The 21933-nt window shown below is 32.6% G+C and carries 21 protein-coding genes; 16 read left to right on the top strand and 5 right to left on the bottom strand.

The features are described from left to right. The first annotated feature begins 77 nt into the window (after window positions 1-77). The 6 genes from LUU93_RS12040 (at window position 78) to purU (ending at window position 5834) form a co-directional block, all read left to right on the top strand. Window positions 78-1685: a L,D-transpeptidase family protein gene (locus tag LUU93_RS12040; protein ID WP_232681361.1), complete on the top strand. Its 1608-nt coding sequence runs from the start codon at window positions 78-80 to the stop codon at window positions 1683-1685. 181 nt (window positions 1686-1866) lie between these two features. After that, the gene (locus LUU93_RS12035) at window positions 1867-2208 is read left to right on the top strand and encodes a hypothetical protein (RefSeq protein ID WP_232681359.1); all 342 of its coding nucleotides are present in this window, start codon (window positions 1867-1869) and stop codon (window positions 2206-2208) included. Between the two features lie 370 nt (window positions 2209-2578). Beyond that, window positions 2579-3448: a hypothetical protein gene (locus LUU93_RS12030; RefSeq protein WP_232681358.1), complete on the top strand. Its 870-nt coding sequence runs from the start codon at window positions 2579-2581 to the stop codon at window positions 3446-3448. 118 nt (window positions 3449-3566) lie between these two features. Further along, window positions 3567-3983 carry a cytochrome c oxidase assembly factor Coa1 family protein gene (locus tag LUU93_RS12025; RefSeq protein ID WP_232681357.1) on the top strand — a complete coding sequence of 139 codons (417 nt, stop codon included), beginning with the start codon at window positions 3567-3569 and terminating at the stop codon, window positions 3981-3983. Window positions 3984-4155: 172 nt separating this feature from the next. Next, entirely contained in the window at window positions 4156-4875 is a 720-nt protein-coding gene (locus LUU93_RS12020; RefSeq protein WP_232681356.1) for a DUF4197 domain-containing protein, read from the top strand. A gap of 104 nt (window positions 4876-4979) precedes the next feature. Further along, window positions 4980-5834: a formyltetrahydrofolate deformylase gene (gene purU, locus LUU93_RS12015; protein WP_232681355.1), complete on the top strand. Its 855-nt coding sequence runs from the start codon at window positions 4980-4982 to the stop codon at window positions 5832-5834. 427 nt (window positions 5835-6261) lie between these two features. Here the strand turns inward: purU and katG are convergent, their stop codons facing one another. From katG to LUU93_RS11995, 4 genes are all read right to left on the bottom strand, one after another. Continuing rightward, complete coding sequence (gene katG, locus LUU93_RS12010) at window positions 6262-8454, bottom strand: catalase/peroxidase HPI (protein ID WP_311202627.1); 2193 nt, start codon at window positions 8452-8454, stop codon at window positions 6262-6264. Between the two features lie 839 nt (window positions 8455-9293). Beyond that, window positions 9294-10094, bottom strand: coding sequence for an ABC transporter substrate-binding protein (locus LUU93_RS12005; protein ID WP_232681354.1), 801 nt, complete (start codon window positions 10092-10094; stop codon window positions 9294-9296). A 263-nt stretch (window positions 10095-10357) separates the two neighbouring features. Continuing rightward, complete coding sequence (pyrF, locus tag LUU93_RS12000; RefSeq protein WP_232681353.1) at window positions 10358-11185, bottom strand: orotidine-5'-phosphate decarboxylase; 828 nt, start codon at window positions 11183-11185, stop codon at window positions 10358-10360. Between the two features lie 109 nt (window positions 11186-11294). After that, window positions 11295-13478 carry a DUF5723 family protein gene (locus LUU93_RS11995; RefSeq protein ID WP_232681352.1) on the bottom strand — a complete coding sequence of 728 codons (2184 nt, stop codon included), beginning with the start codon at window positions 13476-13478 and terminating at the stop codon, window positions 11295-11297. A gap of 161 nt (window positions 13479-13639) precedes the next feature. On the opposite strand from LUU93_RS11995, the gene LUU93_RS11990 reads away from it, so the two are divergent. From LUU93_RS11990 to LUU93_RS11945, 10 genes are all read left to right on the top strand, one after another. Then, window positions 13640-14113, top strand: coding sequence for a Dps family protein (locus LUU93_RS11990; RefSeq protein ID WP_232681351.1), 474 nt, complete (start codon window positions 13640-13642; stop codon window positions 14111-14113). Between the two features lie 353 nt (window positions 14114-14466). Then, the gene (locus LUU93_RS11985; RefSeq protein ID WP_232681350.1) at window positions 14467-15018 is read left to right on the top strand and encodes a helix-turn-helix domain-containing protein; all 552 of its coding nucleotides are present in this window, start codon (window positions 14467-14469) and stop codon (window positions 15016-15018) included. Between the two features lie 21 nt (window positions 15019-15039). Then, the gene (locus LUU93_RS11980; protein WP_232681349.1) at window positions 15040-15489 is read left to right on the top strand and encodes a response regulator; all 450 of its coding nucleotides are present in this window, start codon (window positions 15040-15042) and stop codon (window positions 15487-15489) included. Between the two features lie 12 nt (window positions 15490-15501). Next, the gene (locus LUU93_RS11975; protein ID WP_232681348.1) at window positions 15502-17286 is read left to right on the top strand and encodes a sensor histidine kinase; all 1785 of its coding nucleotides are present in this window, start codon (window positions 15502-15504) and stop codon (window positions 17284-17286) included. A gap of 143 nt (window positions 17287-17429) precedes the next feature. Beyond that, window positions 17430-17999, top strand: a complete 570-nt coding sequence (locus LUU93_RS11970; RefSeq protein ID WP_232681347.1) for a DUF4142 domain-containing protein — start codon at window positions 17430-17432, stop codon at window positions 17997-17999. 34 nt (window positions 18000-18033) lie between these two features. Further along, window positions 18034-18678 (top strand): porin family protein, encoded by a 645-nt coding sequence (locus tag LUU93_RS11965; protein WP_232681346.1) that lies wholly within the window; start codon window positions 18034-18036, stop codon window positions 18676-18678. Window positions 18679-18713: 35 nt separating this feature from the next. Next, window positions 18714-18866, top strand: a complete 153-nt coding sequence (locus LUU93_RS11960) for a lmo0937 family membrane protein (RefSeq protein ID WP_232681345.1) — start codon at window positions 18714-18716, stop codon at window positions 18864-18866. A 51-nt stretch (window positions 18867-18917) separates the two neighbouring features. Next, window positions 18918-19190, top strand: a complete 273-nt coding sequence (locus tag LUU93_RS11955; RefSeq protein ID WP_232681343.1) for a YtxH domain-containing protein — start codon at window positions 18918-18920, stop codon at window positions 19188-19190. A 46-nt stretch (window positions 19191-19236) separates the two neighbouring features. Further along, window positions 19237-19590, top strand: a complete 354-nt coding sequence (locus LUU93_RS11950) for a hypothetical protein (RefSeq protein WP_232681342.1) — start codon at window positions 19237-19239, stop codon at window positions 19588-19590. Window positions 19591-19637: 47 nt separating this feature from the next. Continuing rightward, window positions 19638-19994, top strand: a complete 357-nt coding sequence (locus LUU93_RS11945) for a hypothetical protein (protein ID WP_232681341.1) — start codon at window positions 19638-19640, stop codon at window positions 19992-19994. Window positions 19995-20330: 336 nt separating this feature from the next. On the opposite strand, the gene LUU93_RS11940 is transcribed toward LUU93_RS11945, so the two are convergent. Then, window positions 20331-21662 carry a DUF5723 family protein gene (locus LUU93_RS11940; RefSeq protein ID WP_232681340.1) on the bottom strand — a complete coding sequence of 444 codons (1332 nt, stop codon included), beginning with the start codon at window positions 21660-21662 and terminating at the stop codon, window positions 20331-20333. Window positions 21663-21933: the final 271 nt, after the last annotated feature.

The raw sequence follows: 21933 nt of genomic DNA, 5'->3' as shown, positions 1-21933 counted from the left end.
TTTAGCAGTGTAGAAAAGACCCCAAATTTTTACCCGGAACTTAAAGTCTAAGTACTAACGTAAAATTTGAAATGAAGATGAAAACAATATATCCACTAAGTATAATTTTAGCTCTTAGTTTCACTATATTATCTTTTAGTAAGCATAATAATAGTAATCCCGAAGAAAACATAAGTTTGAATAAATCTTATCAGAATAACAATTCAGATACAAAAGTTGATAATGAAGTTCTGGCTGATTTTTTTAAAAGATATTCTGATCTAAAAAAATATCAAAACGAGGTTGTGTCATTGTACAAAACCAGATCTTATGAACCAATTTGGTTTGAGGATGACAAAATCAATGAGTTTGGAAAAACCTTGTACGCCAAATTGAATGATACTTATGAGGAAGGTTTAATTTTTGAGCTTCCTTATAAATATGAAATTGATCAGATTTTTAAAAAAAGATCAACTGATAAACCATCAAAAACAGATTCTGATATGCTTTTGAGTACTGCATATATTATATACATGAATCGTGTGTATGTTGGTTTGGATGCCGAAACTGCTAAAAAAACAGGATGGCTTCTTCCAAAAAAAGAAATATCTTATGATACTTTGTTAGATTCTTTAATGACCGAACCTACATTATTAGAGAAAAATGACGAGCTTCTTTTTAACCAATACTATAAATTGCAGGATGCTCTTAAAAAATACAGAGAAATAGATAAATCCGGTGTCTGGAAACCCATTGCTGCCGAATCTCCTTATAAAGATTTACGACCTGATGCCAATACACCTACAATTGGACAAGTTAGAACGAGATTATTTATTTTGGGTGATTTAGAGCATGATTCAAAAAGTAATTTTTATGATCGTGAATTAATGGATGGTGTAATGAAATATAAACTTAGAAACGGGTTTAAACCAAATTACATTTTGTCTGAAGATCATATTAAAGAAATGAATATTCCGCTTAAAGACAAGATTAATACCTTGATGGTTAACATGGAACGCTGCCGCTGGATTTCTCCAAAAATTCTAAAAGACAAAGAATATATTATTGTAAATATTCCTTCTTTTGAATTGGTGTATGTAAAAAACGGAAAACCGGAACTTACCTCTAAAGTTTTTGTGGGATCTGCGGTGACTAAAACCACTATATTTAATGGAAATATTGATAAAATCGTTTTCAGCCCGTACTGGACGGTTCCTCAAAGTATTGTTGAAAATGAATTAAAAATGAAAATAGCTGCCGACCCTAATTATTTGGCAGATCATAATATGGAAATGGTAAACGGTTTGGTAAGACAAAAACCGGGTCCTAATAACTCTCTTGGATTAGTAAAATTTATTTTCCCAAATCCTGAAGATATTTATATGCACGATACGCCTGCAAAAAGTTTATTTGATTTTGAAAGAAGAACTTTCAGCCATGGCTGTATTAATGTAAACAAAGCCAAAGAATTAGCCATTGCAATACTTAAAGATTATCCGGAATGGACAACTGATAAGATAAATACAGCAATGGAGGGAAAAACTGAAACTACATTTAAGCTGCCAAATAAAATACCTATTTATATTACTTATTTTACTTCGTGGGTACATGATTCCGGAGAAATTAGTTTTTATCAGGATGTTTATGAAAAAGATACCGAGTTAAATAATTTCTTATTTCCTGTTGATGGTGTAGCTGCAAACTAATTATATTAAATCATAAACTAAAGATAATCGGAAATTTACTTAAATAAATTTCCGATTATTCATTTTAAAAAATAACCTAACTTATTAATTTTAAAACTTTTAAGTCTAAAAATATTTCGATTTCTGTCGCAACTTTGCAGTGTAATACTACCACTAATATTAATTGCAAAATCAATTTATCATGAAAACAGAGAATATCGAAGGATTGACACTTTTTGAAATAAACCTACTAATTCAACAAGGCGCAAAATTTGTAATGTTTCCTAATATGATGACTAAATTTAAAAGTTCAACTATTTATTTTGTTCGTCCGGAAGAGAAGATATTGAAATATGCAGTAAAACATTTTTTTAAGAATGTAGCAAATTGCTGGCATACAATACCTTTTAGACCACTTTATCTTTCTAAATCCTTATTTTATTTAGCTATTGGCGGTCAAAATTATACACATGCAGTACTGGCAGATTTAAAAACAATAAATCCTGTTTACAACCCAAACCTTTATTGCTTACAATACGTTTAAACTGCCTTTTTTGTCCCTAAAAATCTTAGTTATAAATTTGTTACGATAAACCAAAAGCTATTCTGGCAATCAGGCAATCCCTACTCTGCTTGAAAAAAAATGTTTTTTTTAGTAATTTGCTTATCTCAAACAAAAAATTAAATCATCTTATAAATTTTATAAGGTGATTTTTTTGTTAATAAGACCTGCGAGACAAAAAATAACAGAAAGATTGGGCTTTAGAGTTTCCTGATTTTTCTATATCTATAAACCAATATATTGAAGTAAAACCCACATCTTTTTTGTCTTAAAATACTACTTTAAAATCATTTTGAGGCATATATGGTCATAGATTAAATAGAGATTTGCAGATTCCTATATCCATTTGCAAATGAAAAAATACGTTTTAATTTTTAGTTTTACTATACCAGCTTTATTTATTTCATGCAATAAATCTACAGTAAATGATGGGATTATATCTGATGGAATCAGCAAACCTAAACCGCCAAAAGCTATAGGACCTCCACGTATATTATTTATTGGAAATAGTCAAATTGAATATTTTGTAAGCGCCCCTACACTGTTTCAGGAATTGTGTAATTCTAATAATAAACATATAAATGTGCAGCAATTGGTAACAATGGGAGTTTCACTTGATAAAGTTTATTATACTAATAAAACAGAAGCGAACCAAATTTTTTCTAATATAGATAAGGATGGAAATTATTATGATTTTGTTGTACTTCAGGAATCGACACCAATTGCATTAACAGATCTTGAAAAATATAGATCAAACTTAAAATTAATCGTGGAAAAAATACATAAAAACAGTCCAGATGTTGCAATATATGTCTATCAAAATATGTCTCCATTAGCTTATACAAATTCAGAATATAATGATTATCATAAAGAATTACAAAAAAATGCCATTTTAGCGGCCGCTTTTATTAAAAATGCAGGTTTATTGAGGGTTGGTGATGCTGTTAAAGATGCATATGAAGGTAAAAACGGTTATAAATATTTAAAAAATAATAAAGATAATCTTCGTTATGGTAAAAATATACTTCACTTTATAAACGATGGTGGTTTTTTACAAGCAGTTTTACTATATGCTACTATATTTGATAAAACACCAATTATTCCTAAAAAACTTATTTTAAGTACTGGAATTAGGGATAATGACAATATGAGAAAACAAGAAGTAAATAAAGTAATCAGTAATCCAAAGGCCTTAGAAGAAATAGCTTTTAATAATCGTTAAACCTTAAAAACAAAAAATCATCTTATAGTTTATAAGGTGATTTTTTTTGTTTTGGTTTCATCTGAAAATTAATATCTTTCAGAAAAATAACCTAATCAAAAATTAACCTTTTATTACTATGAATGATGATTATCAGCCTCAAAAAAATTGGTGGGACAGAAACTGGAAATGGTTTGTGCCAACAGGCTGTTTAAGCCTTGTAATACTTTTTGCTTTATTTATTGGCGGAATATTTTTTGGAGTAACATCAATGATGAAAGATTCTGATGTTTTTAAAGAGTCGATGACAGCCGTACAGCACAATAAAATTGTAATCGAAAAATTAGGAAATCCAATTGAAACTGACGGAATGATATCTGGAAGTATAAACACAAGCAGCAATACCGGAAATTGCGATTTACAAATTCCGATAAAAGGCCCTAAAGGAAAAGCTGCCCTATTTATCGTTGCCACAAAAAGAGGAAAATGGAAATACGATCAAATGTCTGTTTATATTGAGAAAACAAAAGAAGAAATAGATTTATTGAAGAAATAGTTTTTAAAGATGCTAAGGTGCTGAGATACTGAGTTTTTTTACTATTTGATTTTGTATTAAATTAAAACATTATAATTGTTAATAATAAAACAAAATGTTACGAGTCGTTAAATAAATTGTGGCTTTATTTTTGAATAAGTAGTATTTTTGAACCTTAATAAAACCCCAATAAATGAAAAAGATTTTTTTATTAGCCGTTACATTTTCTCTAACGTCATGTGCGCAGGTACAACAGACTTTAAATCAATTACCTCAAATATCATCTCAGATTCCGGGAGTTGGCGGAGTTGATATTGCTTCTGGACTAAAAGAAGCCCTTAACAAAGGAATTACTGAACAAGTAAGTAAATTAACCGCTGTAGATGGTTTTTATAAAAATGAAGCCGTAAAAATTTTAATGCCGGAAGAATTACAAAAAGTAGATGCTACATTACGTAAAGTTGGTCTTGGCTCACTGGCCGACGAAGGAATAAAAGTTTTAAACCGCGCAGCCGAAGATGCTGTAAAAGAAGCAACACCAATATTTGTTTCGGCTGTTAAAAATATGTCATTTACAGATGCTAAAAATATTTTATTAGGAAATGACAGTGCTGCAACTAGTTATTTACAAGGAAGTACAACAACAGCTTTATACGGAAAATTTAATCCGGTAATTAAAAGTTCTTTTCAAAAAGTGGGTGCCGATGTTGTCTGGACAAAAATCATCAACAAATACAACACCATTCCGCTAGTAAAAAAAGTAAATCCTGATCTAACTGATTATACAACTAATCAGGCACTAGCAGGAGTTTTTAAAATGATTGCCGTAGAAGAAAAAGAAATCCGTAATAATATCAGTGCAAGAACAACACCTTTATTAAAAAGTGTTTTTGCAATGCAGGACGGAAAATAGTTTCCGTTTAACTGTTTAATCGTTTAATTGTATAATCGAATTTACGATTTAGCATTTAAACGATTAAACAAATCAACGATTAACCGATTAACCAATAAAACCAAATGCAAAAAATAACCTTTCTCATTCACTGCAAAGATCAAAAAAATATCATCGCCTCGGTGACTACTTTTATTGCAAAAGTTGAAGGAAATATTACCTATATCGATCAGCATGTTGATGTGGAGCAAAATGTATTTTTTATGCGATTGGAATGCGAATTTACCAATCCGAAAATTACGATTGAAAGCCTGAAAGAAGATTTCAACAAAACTCTTGCTGCCGATTTTAATATGTCATGGCATTTGTATAATCAGGAACAAAAGCCAAAAATGGCATTGTTTGTATCTAAATATGATCACTGTTTATTTGATATTTTAGGACGATACAGCGCTGGGGAATTAAACGTTGAAATTCCGGTTATTATCAGCAATCATAATGATTTAAGATCGATTGCAGAACGATTTGATATTCCGTTTCACTGCGTGCCTTTTACAAAAGACAATAAAGAAGAAGGCGAAGCCAAACAAATTGAACTTTTAAAAAGATACGAGATTAATTTTATCGTTTTAGCTCGCTATATGCAGATTATTACACCAAAATTAATTTCGCTTTACGAGAATAGAATTATCAATATTCACCATTCTTTTTTACCGGCATTTCCTGGTGCAAAACCTTATCACTCGGCATTTAAACGCGGGGTAAAAATTATTGGGGCTACAAGTCATTATGTTACCGAAGAATTAGACGAAGGACCAATTATCGAACAGGATATTGCAAGAGTTTCTCATATTCATTCAATCGAAGATTTTATTATGAAAGGCCGTGACTTAGAACGAATTGTTTTAGCCAGGGCAATTAAATTGCATTCTGAACGCAAAACGATGGTTTACAGTAACAAAACCGTTGTATTTTCATAATGCTTTTTTTTAAGCACAAAGAACGCTGAGTTTTTTTTGCTTTGTGAATTCTGTTGATTTTTTGAAGATCGCAAAGACTGTTGTCTATAGATTTTACCCGCAGATTCAACTGATTGAACAGGCTTTCGCTGATTTCTTATTATGCTTTTTCAAAGCTAAGTACGCTAAGTTTTTGCTTATGAATTCTGTTGATTTTGAAGATCGAAAAAGCTGTTTTCTATAGTTTTTTTGCCTGCAGATTGAACAGATTGAACAGGTTTTCGCTGATGGTTTCTTTTCTGATAACTTTGAACCTTTGTAACTCTGTCCCGATAGCTATTGGGATTGAACCTAAAAATAAACAAACCCGACAGCCCCGAAGCTTCGGGATAAAATCTGTCGGGTTTTATTTTTATTATAAAGTATAAAAGCTTTGAACCTTTTAAAACTATTTAAGTAAATCGAATCGGTCCAGATTCATTACTTTCGTCCATGCTGCAACGAAATCTTTTACAAATTTTTCTTTGGCATCGTTACTTCCGTAAACCTCAGCTATAGCACGAAGTTCAGAATTAGAACCAAATATAAGATCTGCACGGGTTGCAGTCCATTTTATTTCTCCAGTTGCGCGATTGCGCCCTTCAAAAATTTCTCCGGTTTCGTTAATAGCTTTCCATGTTGTACCCAAATCTAATAAGTTAACAAAGAAATCATTATTTAATGTTCCTACATTTGTGGTAAGTACACCATGTTTAGAACCGTCGTAATTGGCATTCAATACTCTCAAACCTCCAACCAAAACTGTCATTTCAGGTACTGTAAGGTTTAATAATTGTGCTTTGTCTACCAAAAGTTCTTCTGTTATTGCACTCGTTTTAGCACTTTTATAATTTCTGAATCCATCTGCTTTTGGCTCTAATGCTTCAAACGAATGCACATCTGTCTGCTCTAAAGTTGCATCTCCTCTTCCCTGTGTAAAAGGAACCCCTATACTTAATCCAGCATTTGATGCTGCTTTTTCGATCGCTACAGATCCTCCTAAAACAATTAAATCTGCTATAGAAACTGTTTTCCCTGAATTGGAAAATTCATTTTGTATCGCTTCTAAAGCTGTTAATACGCTTTTTAATTGATTTGAAGAATTCACTTCCCAACTGATTTGAGGTTCAAAACGAATACGTGCCCCATTTGCTCCTCCGCGTTTATCAGAACCACGGAATGTAGATGCTGATGCCCAGGCAGTATGCACTAATTGTGAGATCGAAAGACCGCTTGAACGGATTTTCTCTTTCAAAACAGCAATATCATTATGGCTTAATTCATTTTTAGCAGCAGGAATAGGATCTTGCCAGATTAATACTTCACTTGGAACTTCAGGTCCTAAATAACGCGTAATTGGCCCCATATCTCTGTGAGTCAGTTTGTACCATGCTCTGGCAAAAGCGTCAGCAAATTTGTCAAAATTTTGCATATAATCTCTTGAAATTGGTTCATAAATAGGATCCATTTTCATTGCCATATCCGCCGTTGTCATCATAGGAGCATGTCTTTTTGTTGGGTCATGTGCATCTTCTACGATTGTAGCAGCACTTTCATCAGTTGGAGTCCATTGATGCGCTCCTGCAGGGCTCTTGGTCAATTTCCAATCATATTTAAATAATGTTTGAAAATAGCCATTGTCCCAAGTTGTAGGATTTGGTTTCCACGCACCTTCAAGACCACTTGTAATAGCGTCTCCTCCTACTCCGGTACCAAAACTATTTTTCCATCCTAACCCCATTTGTTCGATACTTGCGCCTTCTGGCTCTGCTCCTACCAAGGCTGCATCTCCGGCTCCATGCGCTTTCCCGAAAGTATGACCGCCTGCAGTCAAAGCCACAGTTTCTTCATCATTCATTGCCATACGGGCAAAAGTTTCTCTGATGTCTCTACCAGATCCTAGTGGATCAGGATTTCCGTTTGGTCCTTCAGGATTTACATAAATTAATCCCATTTGCACAGCCGCCAGAGGATTATCAAGTTCGCGCTCTCCTTTGTATCTTGCATCACCCAGCCATATTGTTTCATTACCCCAATTAACATCTTGTTCCGGCTCCCAAACATCTTCTCTACCACCTGCAAATCCAAAAGTTTTGAATCCCATAGATTCTAAAGCGCAGTTACCTGCTAAGATCATCAAATCGGCCCACGAAATTTTATTTCCATACTTTTGCTTAATTGGCCAAAGTAAAAAACGTGCTTTATCTAAATTACCATTATCCGGCCAGCTGTTAAGAGGTGCAAAACGCTGACTGCCTGAACTCGCGCCTCCACGGCCATCAGATATACGGTAAGTTCCTGCACTGTGCCATGCCATACGAATAAACAAAGGACCATAATGACCATAATCAGCCGGCCACCAATCCTGAGAGTTTTTCATTAAATCAAAAAGATCTTTTTTGACTTCATTTAGGTCTAAAGTCTTAAACGCAGCAGCATAATTAAAACCTTTTTCCATAGGATCTGACAAACTAGAATGCTGACGCAATATGTTTAAGTTTAAACGATTTGGCCACCAATCTTTATTAGATGTTCCTGTACCAGCAGTTTCTTTCATTTGTCCGTTGTGAAAAGGACATTTACTTTCGTTTGAATCACTCATTTCTTTTGTTTTTTATTATTAAAGTTAACTATTTTCTATGAGATGCTAATTTTTTTAAGAAATCACATTTCACTGATTTTTAACACTTTATCAAATATACAAACTAATCTCTACGATATCCATAAACAAAATTGATTGTTATTATATTTTAATAGTCAAAAATTATTTAACGTTACAGAAAGCTCAGAATAGCGATTTAAAGAATCTTAACTTATGTCCAACAAAGTAATAACAAAACCTTAACAGCTTAAGATCGATATATGTCGGACATTTGTAATGTAATAAACTGGTTATTTATTATTTTGGTTTTGGTTAGTTAAATGATGCCGGCGTCTTCGAGATGCCGGCATTCTTTTTTGTAATAATTTGGTTTCAGGTTTCAAGTTTTCTTTGTTTGAGGTTGCTTGCTTTGAGCATAATTTTTACCGCAAAGAGCGCAAAGGTTTCGCAAAGCACGCAAAGTTATATATGAAAATCTCTAACATTAACTTATATCCAACAAAGTAATAACAAGACCTTAACAGCTTAAGATTGATATATGTCGGACATTTGTAATGTAATAAACTGGTTATTTATTATTTTGGTTTTGGTTAGTTAAATAATGCCGGCATCTTAAGGACGCCGGCATTATTTTTTATGTCAACTTAGTTTATTTTGTTTCACGTTTCAAGTTTCAGGCTGCTTTACTTTGAACATAATTTTTAACGCAAAGAGCGCTAAGTTTTTTTGTGAGTGTTTTATACAAACGCAAAGTTCGCAAAGCTTTGTGTAAAAAACTTTGCGAACTTTGCGGTTAAGCTTCCAAGAACTTGAAACCTGAAACTTGAAACAAAAGAAAACTAATTTCTAAGTCTTTCGTGCAGTAATTTAAAATAAGAGAAAGCCTTTAATAGTCGGCTGCCGTGCCAGGAGAACATTTCGCCGTCTACGAAAATGGTTTTGGCATGATGCGTAAACCTTCCAATCTCGAAAGCGTCTTCTTCTTTAAAAGGATAAGGTTCTGAGGAAAGAAAAACGATATCAGGATCGCCTTCTAAACGCATTTTTTTAAGTTCGATTTCAGGATAACGTCCTTTATCGCTATAGATATTTTTGAAATGATTCAGTTTTAATAACTCATTTATATAAGTATCATTTCCTGCAGCCATGTATGGATTTTTCCAAATAAAATAAGCTGCTTTTTTTTCCGGAATATCCTGAATATATTTTTTGAAATCGCTTAAAGCGAAAGTCAGTTTATCATTCCACTTTTGAGCTTCGGTTCTGCAGTTGAATAATTGCCCGAAATCTGAAATCATCTGGAAATTATCTTCTATAGAAACTATATTCGTAACCCAAACCGGGCAAATTTCCTGCAATTGTTTTACGATTTCTTCTGTGTTTTCTTCTTTATTACAAATGATAATATCAGGCTGTAATAGTTTTATTTTTTCGAAATGGATTTTCTTGGTTCCGCCAACAATCTTTTTGGTAGATTTAAGATGATATGGATGCACACAAAACTTCGTAATCCCGATGATTTTATCTTCTAAACCCAAATCATAAAGCAATTCTGTCTGCGAAGGCACTAACGAAATAATACGCTTTGGAGACGCCTCAAAAGAATGTAAAGTGCCGAATTGGTCTTTTAGTTGTTTCATGTTTCGGGTTTTGTTTGTTTCAGGTTTGTTGAGGTGTTTTTTTTTTACGCTAAGTTCGCTAAGTTTTTTCTGCAAAGTGCACAAAGAAATTATCTGCAGTCTTGTAAAAGTTTTTTTTAGTTCTGAGAGTATGAGTTTTGCTTTATTTAAACTTAGAGAACTTAAAAAACTTTAATTCAGCAAACATATAAACCTTTGCAGCCTTTGCGAAAATAACTTAGCGAACTTTGCGTTAAAATTGTGTTCAAAGTAAACTTTAAACTTTAAACCTGAAACTTTAAACGAATAATCTCTTCCATTTCTTTTTGAACTGATAAAGCCTCTTGTCTTGCCTTTTCTGCAAAGTCAGCTCCTTTTGAGGCGTAGATAATTGCTCTTGCTGAGTTTACCAGCAATCCTATTTTATCATTCATTCCGTATTTGCATACTTCAGACAAGCTTCCGCCTTGAGCGCCAATTCCCGGAACTAATAAAAAGCTGTCTGGAACAATTTTTCTGACATCGGCAAAATATTCTGCTTTTGTAGCGCCTACAACATACATTAGATTATGGCTGTTTTTCCAGGTTTTAGACGTTTCCATAACTTGTTTGTATAATTCTGTTCCGTTTATGTTTAAAGTTTGAAAATCAAAAGCGCCTTCGTTTGAAGTTAAGGCTAACATGATTGTATGTTTATTTTCGAAAGCAAGAAAAGGTTCTACTGAATCTTTTCCCATATAGGGTGCAACGGTAACACTATCAAAATTCAAATCTTCAAAAAAAGCTTTTGCATACATACTCGAAGTATTTCCAATATCGCCGCGTTTTGCATCTGCAATCGTGAAAATTTCAGGATAATTTTCGTTGATGTAATTGATCGTTTTCTGCAGAGACATCCATCCTTTTATTCCATATGCTTCAAAAAAAGCAGTGTTGGGTTTGTACCCAACAGTTAAATCATGCGTTGCATCAATTATGGCTTTATTAAATTCAAAAATAGGGTCTTCTGTTTCTAATAAATGAGCCGGAATTTTAGTTAAATCAGGATCTAAGCCTACGCATAAAAATGATTTTTTTTGAAGAATTTGTTCGTGTAGTTGTTGTGTTGTCATATTGTTTTTTTAGTTCTTTTTCAAAGAATATATTCTTTTTAGAAAGTATGCAAAAATAAAAAAAGCCACTCAATTAAGAATGGCTTTTTAGTTTTATATTCAACAGCTCTTATAAATTACCTAAGTAAACAATTTCTGTTCTTCTGTTTTCTGCTCTTCCTGCTGCAGTTTTATTTGTTTTTACCGGTTTTGAAGCTCCGTAACCTTTAGAAGTTAAATTAGCAGGATTTACTCCTTTTTCAATTAAAAGATCCATTACTGCTTTTGCTCTTGCCTCAGACAGCTTCTGGTTTGCTTTTGGATTCCCTACATTATCTGTATGTCCGTTAATTGCAAATTTAGCATTTGGATAATTCTTTAAAATCTCTTTAATCGCATCTAATCTTCCTGAAGTTTCTCCCATTTTAGCATTGTCTAAAGTGGCTTTTCCTGTGTTGAAGAAAATAGATTTTGCTTCTACTTTTAATTGTGCTAATGTTTCTTTAGTTACTTTAGGACATCCTTTATTATCTGCTGGTCCTGCTATAAGAGGGCAGTCGTCTTCTTTGTCTAAAACACCGTCTTTATCAGCATCTAAATCAGGGCATCCTTTATTTACTGCTAATCCGGCAACAGCTGGACAGGCATCATCTTTATCTAAAACGCCATCTCCATCTGTATCTGGCCACGGACAGCCTTTATTTTCTACCGGACCGGCAATTGCTGGACAGGCATCTACATTATCTAATAAAGTATCTCCGTCAGAATCTTTCCACGGACAGCCTTTATTTTCTTTTGGCCCTTTTACATCCGGGCAGGCATCGTCTTTATCAAAAACTTTGTCATCGTCTGCATCTGGCCACGGACATCCATTATTTTCTTTAGGCCCGGCTATTTTTTTACAGGCGTCTTCTTTATCAATAATACCATCTTCATCGGTATCTTTAAACTGCTTTTCGTAAACCGGAATTTTCATCCCAATATGAAAATCTGCCCCTTTTGATTCTTTAGAGACTAAATTACTCAAAATAGAACCAGAACCTATAAAGAAAACTCCCGTACGCAAACCTGTACCAACCTGCATACCGCTGTATTCCATATACGTTACGGGAACATAAAAACTAAACCATCTGCTTTCATAGCGAGGTGTTAACGTTACTCTGTCTGCAATTCCGTATGAATTTAGTTTATCAGCAGAAACCATACTTATGTCTCCGTTAAGGTTCAAATAGAATTTATTATACATATTCCAGTCTACATCAGCATGAATGGCTGTTGGCAGGTTTGTTTTAACTCCTTTTGAAGTAGAAACTTTAGTATAATGCTCGTTTAAGAAATCATATAAATTATCTGCATCATCAATCATTTGCTGAGTCACGACACCATTTACATTATATGTATCCAGTTTAGAATTTTTGTAGTTAATAGATCCAATATCGGTAACTGATAATCCGAAACGTAATTTGTATTTGTTAAAATCTCTAAAATTATTATCTGCAGGTTTTGCGTTTCTTAAATCATATTGATTGTAATCTGGTCTCCATTCGTAAACAAGACCGAAATCAAAACCAAATCCGCGTGAAGCAGAGTCAAAATCATAATCTTCATTATTTTCCCAATCCTGGCTTCCACCTACAGTAATTTCTCCACTTGATTGTAATATTCCTAATTGCGGATTTGTTGTATTCTCGATATAGGTTACACTTACATCTTTTCCCTTAACATAAGCATTTGCACCGCCTTGTAAATATTTAGCAGTTAAACCTCCTTTTAAAAAATGCTGATTGTTTTGGTATAAAACTGCCGCATACGAGATTCCTAATTCTCCCCAGGCATTTGAAGATCCGTTTGGGCTTCCTAAATTAAAATTAAAATCGCCTGCCTCGTCTAAACCATCTTTTACCTGATCTACCAGATATCCGTTAATTTTATTGGCATTAGTTATTGATCTTGCTCTTGTAAATACTGCAATAGTATGTTTTGGAGCAATGTTAAACATAAAAGACGGCCCCATAACATCAAAATTTGCCAATCCGTTATTGGCATTTTTTGGAGTCATTTTAGACTGACTGTCAAAGTCATATCCATCTTTATAAGTATCAAAAATTTTAACACCGTACAAATCGTTTTGTACAGATCCGCTAACAGAAAATAAATTGATATCTGTTTTAAAACGGGAATCGGCTATTGAAGCCGGATTAAAAAGAACACTTTGTACACCCGCATAATTGTCATGAAAATAACCAATATAAGATTGTGCTTTGGCTGATACGGAAGTAATTAAAATAAATAAAATGAGTAACTGTTTTTTCATTAAATTTTGGATTTTAGTTTTAGTTGGCGCAAAACTACAATATTGAAATTATATACAGGTTATGATAACATTGAATTCATGTAACATCTTTGATAAATTATGTAAGATGTACCGGGTTCTTCCTTTTTATTTTTGAACTGAACCCGAAAAAACAGACAATTATGACTCCAAATATCGGAATATCAACTTCAAACTTAAAAAAAAGCTCTACTATATTAGCTACGATCTTATCAAACGAAATGACACTTTACGTGAAAACGAGAAAATTTCACTGGAATATTTCAGGAAATAGTTTTATGGAACTGCATAAATTGTTTGAAGAACAATACCGCATTTTAGAAGCACAGATTGACGAGATCGCAGAAAGAATTAGTCAGCTTGGCGAAAAAACAATTGGTACAATGAAGGAATTTATCGAAAATTCTACTCTTAAAGAATCTCCAAAAGAATATGCTTCGCAAAAACATATGCTTGAGGAACTATTAGAAAACCATGAACAATTGGTTACGGAATTTAGAGATTATATTCCGGTTTTTGAAAATGAAACAAACGATAGAGGTTCTGCAGATTTTGTTACCGGATTGCTGCAGGAACACGAAAAAATGGCTTGGGTTTTGCGTCGTTATCAGGCTTAAATAAGTGCAAATGTAAATTATGCAATGTGCATCGAAATTCTTATAACACATTTATTTGAGAAATGCTGCTTTACATTAACCGATAACAAAACAAATGCGGCCATGAATACTACAGAAATAAAAGAAAAACAGGAATGAGTTAAAAGAAAAACTAAAGAAGAATTCTATCAAATTTTGTCAAATTTGTAAGCCTTCTGACTCAATCAGGAAATACCGTCTAGTAATTAAATCTATTAGGCGGTATTTTTTTTGAAGTTTTTAATGATTATTACTACTGTTTATCGATTTTTTAAAAACATTAAACGCTGTAACCCCAAATAATTTATTTATCTTTAACCAAATTTTTTTCAAAAATGAAGCTATTTATAAAGTTCGACATAAATACCATCTGTTCACTTTATCTAAAACAAAACCTGGAACAACAAAATATAAATTTTACTAGTTTAGGATTTGGCGAGATCGAGATTGATGATAATTTTGATGCTGATGCTCTCGAAACTTTAAAAAGTAATTTAAGTCCGCATGGTTTTGAAGTTGTAGAAAATCAAAAAAGTGTTTTAGTTCAAAAAATTAAGGACGCTATAATTGAACTGGTCTTTATGGAAGATAGTAATAATTATAAAAGTTCTGTATTTTTGGCAGAAAAGCTCAACCATAGTTATGGTTATTTATCTAACATTTTTTCAGAAGTCACTTATTCATCTATCGAAAATTTTATTATTTTACAAAAAATAGAAAGAGCAAAACAATTAATTATTATCAATGAAATGAGTTTAACAGAAATTGCTTTTCTGTTAAATTACTCAAGTGTTGCGCATTTAAGTACGCAGTTTAAAAATACGACAGGAATTACACCTTCGGCATTTCAAAGAATAATTAAGAAACGAAGAGAAAATTTAAAATAAAAAAACAAATACCACACTAAAATGCAAAAAAACGCATTAAATATTTTACTGGCGGATGATGACGAGGATGATCGTCTTTTTTTTAAGGATGCTTTTGAAGAAATAAAAATACAAACAAACGTAGAATTTGTTCATGACGGAATGCAGTTAATGGAGCATTTAATGGACTTTGATAATAAACTTCCGGATATTTTGTTTCTGGATTTAAATATGCCAAAAAAAACTGGTAAAGAGTGTTTGATAGAAATTAAAAAAGCAGAACATCTTAAAAATATAATTATTGCAATTTATTCTACTTCATCTTCAGAAGATGATATAGAAGACACTTTTATTCAGGGTGCCAATATTTATATCAAAAAGCCAAGCGATTTTAATACGCTGAAAAAAATAATTAATGAAGTCGTGACCGTAAACTGGCACTATCATACCTCTGGGTTAAATCGTGATAATTTCTTGCTGCGTCTAAAATAAAAGTATACCAAAATGAAATGGATACCAAATTTTAATTCTTCAAACTCTTTGAGAGTTATTTTTGTAATCGCAGTTTTCATTCTGTTATTTCTGTCTTCTATCGCTTATAAACATAATCAGGACTTGAATGAATCGAGCAAAGTGGTTATGCACACATACGAAATAAACATTCAGTTAGAAAGATTAATGTCGGCAATTAAGGATGCCGAAACCGGACAGCGAGGTTATATTATTACCCGAAATGCCCGTTTCTTAACTCCTTATATTTATTCACGAGACAAGGTAAACACTTCATTTATTACATTAAAAAAATTAACTACAGATAATCCCGTCCAGCAGGAAAATCTTCGAAGGTTATTTAAACTCATTATTCAGCGTTTTGTTTCTTTTGAAAATTGTCTAAAATACAGTGATCCCAAAACATATGACAAACGAAGGCTTGACAATCATATGTTTGGGGGACGAATCCTGATGGAAAACATTCGTTTTAAAGTAGACGAAATGAACGACATCGAGAAAACATATTTAAAAAACAGACTTAAAATTTACGATGACGAAATTTCTTTAAGTCCGCTTTTTTCTATCTCTCTTTTTTTAACGGCTTTATTTTTTATCCTTTTAGCCTTCAGGCAGATCAGTAAAGATTTCCAGCGCTTAAAGGTTTTCAATAAAAAACTTTTAATATCAAACGGATTAATTTCAGAGTCAGAAGTTATTGGAAAATTTAGTACCTGGCAATGGGATTTAGATGCCAATAAAATCGATTATTCAGACAATCAATATCGTTTACTTGGTTACCAGCCCGGTGCATTTATTCCTGTAAAAGAAACTTTTTTAGATTTTGTACATCCTGACGATAAAGAAACCGTTTCTAATTCTATTGAAGGAATTATAAGACACAAACAATTACCTTTTGTTTATTATAAAATCTTACTACCCAGTCACGAAATCAGATATTTTAAATCGACTGGAAAATTATTGACCGATCAGCAGGGAAGTAATATTTTACTGGGAATTAATTTTGATATTACCGATGAACATCTGCTAAATATAGAATTGCAGGAACGTAATAAAGAACTTGAAAAAACGAATAAGGAACTTGCCTCTTTCAATCATGTGGCAAGTCATGATTTACAGGAGCCGCTGCGAAAAATCCAGACTTTTATTTCGAGGATTTCTGATGCTGATAAAGCTGTTATGTCTCAAAGTGCAATAGATTATATCTCTAAAATTGAAGTTTCGGCAAAAAGAATGCGTGTATTAATTGACGATTTACTTTTATTTTCGAGAACAAATACTACCAAGAAAGAATTTATAAAAACAAACTTAGAGGAATTGCTTGAAAATGCCGAATCAGAACTAACAGAGGTTATCGAAGAAAAAAGCGCTGTAATTGTGGCTAATAAACTTCCAAAACTTGCCGTTATTCCATATCAAATCGAACAGCTTTTTATCAACTTAATTGGAAATTCTTTAAAATACAGCAGACCAAATGTTATACCTTCGATTACTATTGAAAGTATAAGGGTTAACTCTGAAGATTATCCGGAAATACTGGATCAGAATATCAAGAAATTCCATAAAATAACTTTTACTGATAACGGAATGGGATTTGATCCTCAGTTTAAAGAAACGATCTTTATTTTGTTTCAGCGTTTACATTCAAAAACAGATTATCCCGGAACCGGAATTGGTTTAGCCATTTGTAAAAAAATTGTTGACAACCATAAAGGACATATTATGGCCGACAGCGAGCCGGACAGAGGGTCTGTTTTTACAATATTTCTTCCTGACTAAATTATCGTCAACACCCTAAAAACCTACATAATAAACGTTATATAATTTCTTTATGGGAATTATATAACGTTTATTTTTTATGCTGTAAAGCAAAATGTTGTATTCGTTAGCATCTTTGTAATGTAATACTTTATGAAGTAATAATGAAAACTAACCCCGTACTTAAAGTGACCATTTTTAAAGTACTCTTTTTATTATTTATAATTTGTGTTCCATCATGCACAAAAAATAATTTGATAGAAAGTACACTGAAAAAAAATGAAACTTTTGCGAAAAATGAGGAAGAAGAAACAATTGCTTTTTTTCTCATTGAAACGGCAAATATTGGAAAAACAATTATTTCAAAAAGTCAAATTGCACAACAAAAAAGTTCAGAAAATTCAATAGTGATTTTAGGTAAAAAAATCGAAGGACATCAAAATCAACTACTGCAGGAAATAACAGAATTAGCTAATAAAAAGCTCATTATAATTTCTGAAATTAATGCAACACACAGAAGAGATACTTATGAATTGGTTACCGCAAATCCTTCAAATTTTGACAGAGTTTATTTGAACTCTATGAAAGAATACCTGGAACAGCAGATTAAGTTATTAGAAACTGTTTCGAATGAAACAAACGATAAAATAATTTTAGAATTAGTATTGAAGTATTTGCCTGAACAATTTGATCTCTTAAGAGAAACCGAGAGAATTATTAAAGAAAACATTTAAAAGCCCAGATTAAAACTAACTAAATTATTTTTTTATGAAAATGCAAACCAATTTTTTATGTGCCTTGACCCTTTTTATTTCAGCTTCATTTGGAATGCTGCACGCTCAGAACAATAATGCAAACACAGAGTTTGGTATAAAAGGCGGATTCAATATGTCGAATTTATATAATGATGATGCTGATGACGAGAATATATTATACGGATTTAATGCCGGTATTTATGCTACATTACCAGTTTCAGATTTTGTCGCCATTCAGCCTGAGATTTTGTTTACAACAAAAGGCGCCAAATTAGAATATAACAATGCTTTGCTAAGTGGAAATGCTAAATTCCGATTAAACTATATCGAGGTTCCGCTTTTAGTGCGAGTAAATATTACTAAAAACTTTAATGTTCATGCCGGTGGATATGCTTCTTATCTGGTAAGTTCTAAAGTCAGCGGAGACGGCGATATTTTTTTTAATGAGAATATCGACACAGACGATTTAAATAAATTTGATGCGGGTGTTTCTGCAGGTCTTGGATTTGATTTTAACCCAATAAGCATTGGTTTACGTTATAATTACGGTCTTACAACTATTGGAAAAGAAAGAACAACAGTTGCCGGAACGACTTATACGTTTCCTGATGCCAAAAACAGCAGCTTGTCTTTATACCTTTCGTATAAACTAAACTAAAAACAGTTAATTATTAACCTATTAAATAAAAAACCATGTCAAAGTTATTAGATACCATCGCAGTAATACTAGTTATTCTATGGGCTCTTGGTTTTTTTATATACAATTTCGGAAATATCATCCATGTTTTATTAATATTCGCCATTATTGCAATTTTACTGAGCCCTGTCAAAGGCCGGGAGGTTTAAAAATTAATCAACATTAAATAAAATATATTAATCTATTAAAAATCAAATATTATGAAAGCAACTAGCACAGTTTTAGGAATCGCTGCAGCGGCAGCGGCAGGAGCGCTATTAGGAGTATTATTTGCACCGGATAAAGGTTCAAACACAAGAAAAAAAATTAAAGATAAATCGAAAGAATACAGCGATAATTTAAAAACAAAATTTGATGGTATTGTAAACACAATTACTTCAAACGGTAAAGACATCATCGAGGAAGGAAAAGCAAAATTCAACCAGGTAAAAGATGATTTCAATACAGTTAAAGATGAACCTAAAACTGTATAATCTAACTAATAAGAAGTGATTTTTTCAAACCATAAATACCAGCATCATGGAACCAAATGCAACAACAAACGAGAATTTGAATATTTATGAAAGAGCTGAAAATTATACAAAAACAAGTTTAGAATTATTAAAACTCAAAACAGTATATTCAGTAGCCGATGGTGTTTCATCATTAGCATCAAAGATAGCAGTTAGCGTTGTTGTTGCATTTTTTACCTTATTCCTAAATGTCGGATTAAGCTTATGGATTGGTAAAGAACTTGGGGAATATTATTTCGGCTTTTTTATTATGTCACTTTTTTATTTAATTGCTGCCATTATACTGCACAAAATGCATCACAGGCTGATAAAAACCCCAATTGGCAACTCGATTGTATCTAGTATTTTAAAAGAAAAGTAAAAGTTTAAGAACTGATTTATAATAATTAATAACTAAACAAGACTATTATGGAGCCTATTTATACTATTGATGAGTTAAATCAGAGAATTAAATTATTAGAAGAACGTCAGGATACTGAATGGTGTGCAATTAAAAACCATATTGATGACATTACAGAGAATTTAAAACCTCTTAACCTCATTCGAAATACAGTTGAAGAAATCAACGAAACAGTTGGTTTTAAAAGCCATCTGGCACAATCTGTCATCAGTATTGGAATTGGATATCTGGCTAAAAGATTTATAGTAGGAAAAGGCGATTCGATGTTAAAAGGAATTTTAGGATCAATCGTTCAGCTTATTATAACCAACCTGATTTCAAAACCCGGCGAAACTTCAGAAGAAGAATCATCATCCAGAGAGTAATTTGTTAAACTTAAATTTTAAACATTATGGAAAAGCTAAGCCACATAGTATTAAAAAACGGTGTATACATGTACTCTAATCTATATAAATGTTTTGAATATACACGAGTATTTTTTGGTATCTAACTCGTTTATACGTTTCTGCTATAACAAACGGTTAAACAGTTAATACTTTTAATATAAAGGTTCTGAGGCACTAAGGTTCTAAGATGCTAAGATTTTTTAGTTTCGAAGTAAAAACTTAAGAATCTCAAACCAAAAAAAAGAGATTGTTTCACATAAGTGAAACAATCTCTTTTTCATTTTAAAACCTTAACCTCTCAGCACCTCAAAACCTTTAATTGTAATTTTGATAAATTGGAAGTTTCAAACCTACATACACATTGGCCCCTTTCGAATTGTTTGAAAACAAATTTGAAATCAGCGATCCTGAGCCAATAAATAATGGTCCGGCTCTAAAACCGGTTCCTATCTGCGTTCCGCTGTATTCCATCCAGGTTACGGGAACATAAAAGCTAAACTGTCTGGTTTCATATCGGGGTGTAAAAGTAACCGAATTTGCAATAGCAGTTCCGTTGATCTTTTTTGCATCAACTAAACCAAAATCACCACTTAAATTCAAATAAAACTTATTGTCAATATTCCAGTCAAAGTTTGTGTGCAATGCCGTTGGCAAATTTGCCTTTACTCCTTTTCTGGACGAGGTTTTGGTATAATAAGTATCAAAAAATTGAAAAATATCATCTGCATTGTCAATATCTTCCTGAGTGACATTTCCTGTCAGATCATACGTGTTTTCAGTAAGGTTTTTATAATTAAGCTTACCAATATCTGTTACAGCTGCGGCTGCTTTAAACTTATATCTGTTGCCTATGCAGGTATGGCAATTGGTACGGTATTCATAAGTAAATCCTAAATCAAAACCTACACCTGCTGAAGCCATATCAAACTCCGGATCTTTTCCGTTTTCATAATCATAACTTGCGGCCGTTTTTAGTGTTCCTGCTGAGTTATATGCACTCAAAGCCGGATTCGCATCATTTTTATTAAAAGCAACACTCAAATTATTTCCGTTGATATAACCGTTTACCCCAGCCATTAAATATTTTACCGTAATACCGCCTTTAATAAAATGTTCATCACGATCTAGCAATATGGTTCCGTAACTGGCTCCAATTTCTGCCCACGAATTGCTGACACCGTTAGGATTTCCTCCAGATATTAAAAAACTATTTGAAGCATCAATATCTTTGTTTACCTCGTCAATAAGCTGTCCGTTTACATCAATCAGATTGGTGATGCTTCGTACACGTGTAAAAACACCAATACTATGCTGCTGTGTAATATTCAACATAAAAGAAGAACCAAGAATATCAACATTAAAATTCCCTCTATTATTCGATTTGAATTTCTTTTTGGCATCTGTATCCAAGTCGTAACCGCCGTCGAATATTTCGGCAAAATTAACACCATACAAATCATTTTGTCCGGTTGCGCTTACTGAGGCAATTGTAACATCTGCCCTATATTTAGAATCTACAATTGCCGACGGATTAAATAATACTCCCTGAATTCCGGCATAATTATCGTCCCGAAACCCAAAATAAGACTGACTCCGGACATAAAAAAAGCTTCCAAAGAAGCATAATAAAAGTAAAGTTCTTTTCATAAATTGGCTATAATTGGTTGATTAGTAGCGCAAATATGAAATAAAAAATGACAATACAAAAGGTTCTAAGATGCTAAGTCACTGAGGTTCTGAGTTCTTAAGAAAAGGTTTATGTTTGAGGGATCAATATTGGTAAAAAAGTGACAAAGAGGCAAAAGTTCAAAGGGACAAAGTTTTTAAAAACAAAAAGCCGAACAAATGTTCGGCTTACTATTTTACGTCAGAAAAGAAACCTCTGAACCTTTGTAACTATGTATCTTTGAACCTAAGA

Origin of the sequence: Flavobacterium soyae, assembly GCF_021245985.1 — a bacterium.
Taxonomy (GTDB): domain Bacteria; phylum Bacteroidota; class Bacteroidia; order Flavobacteriales; family Flavobacteriaceae; genus Flavobacterium; species Flavobacterium soyae.
This window is presented reverse-complemented; position numbering and strand designations above follow the sequence as displayed.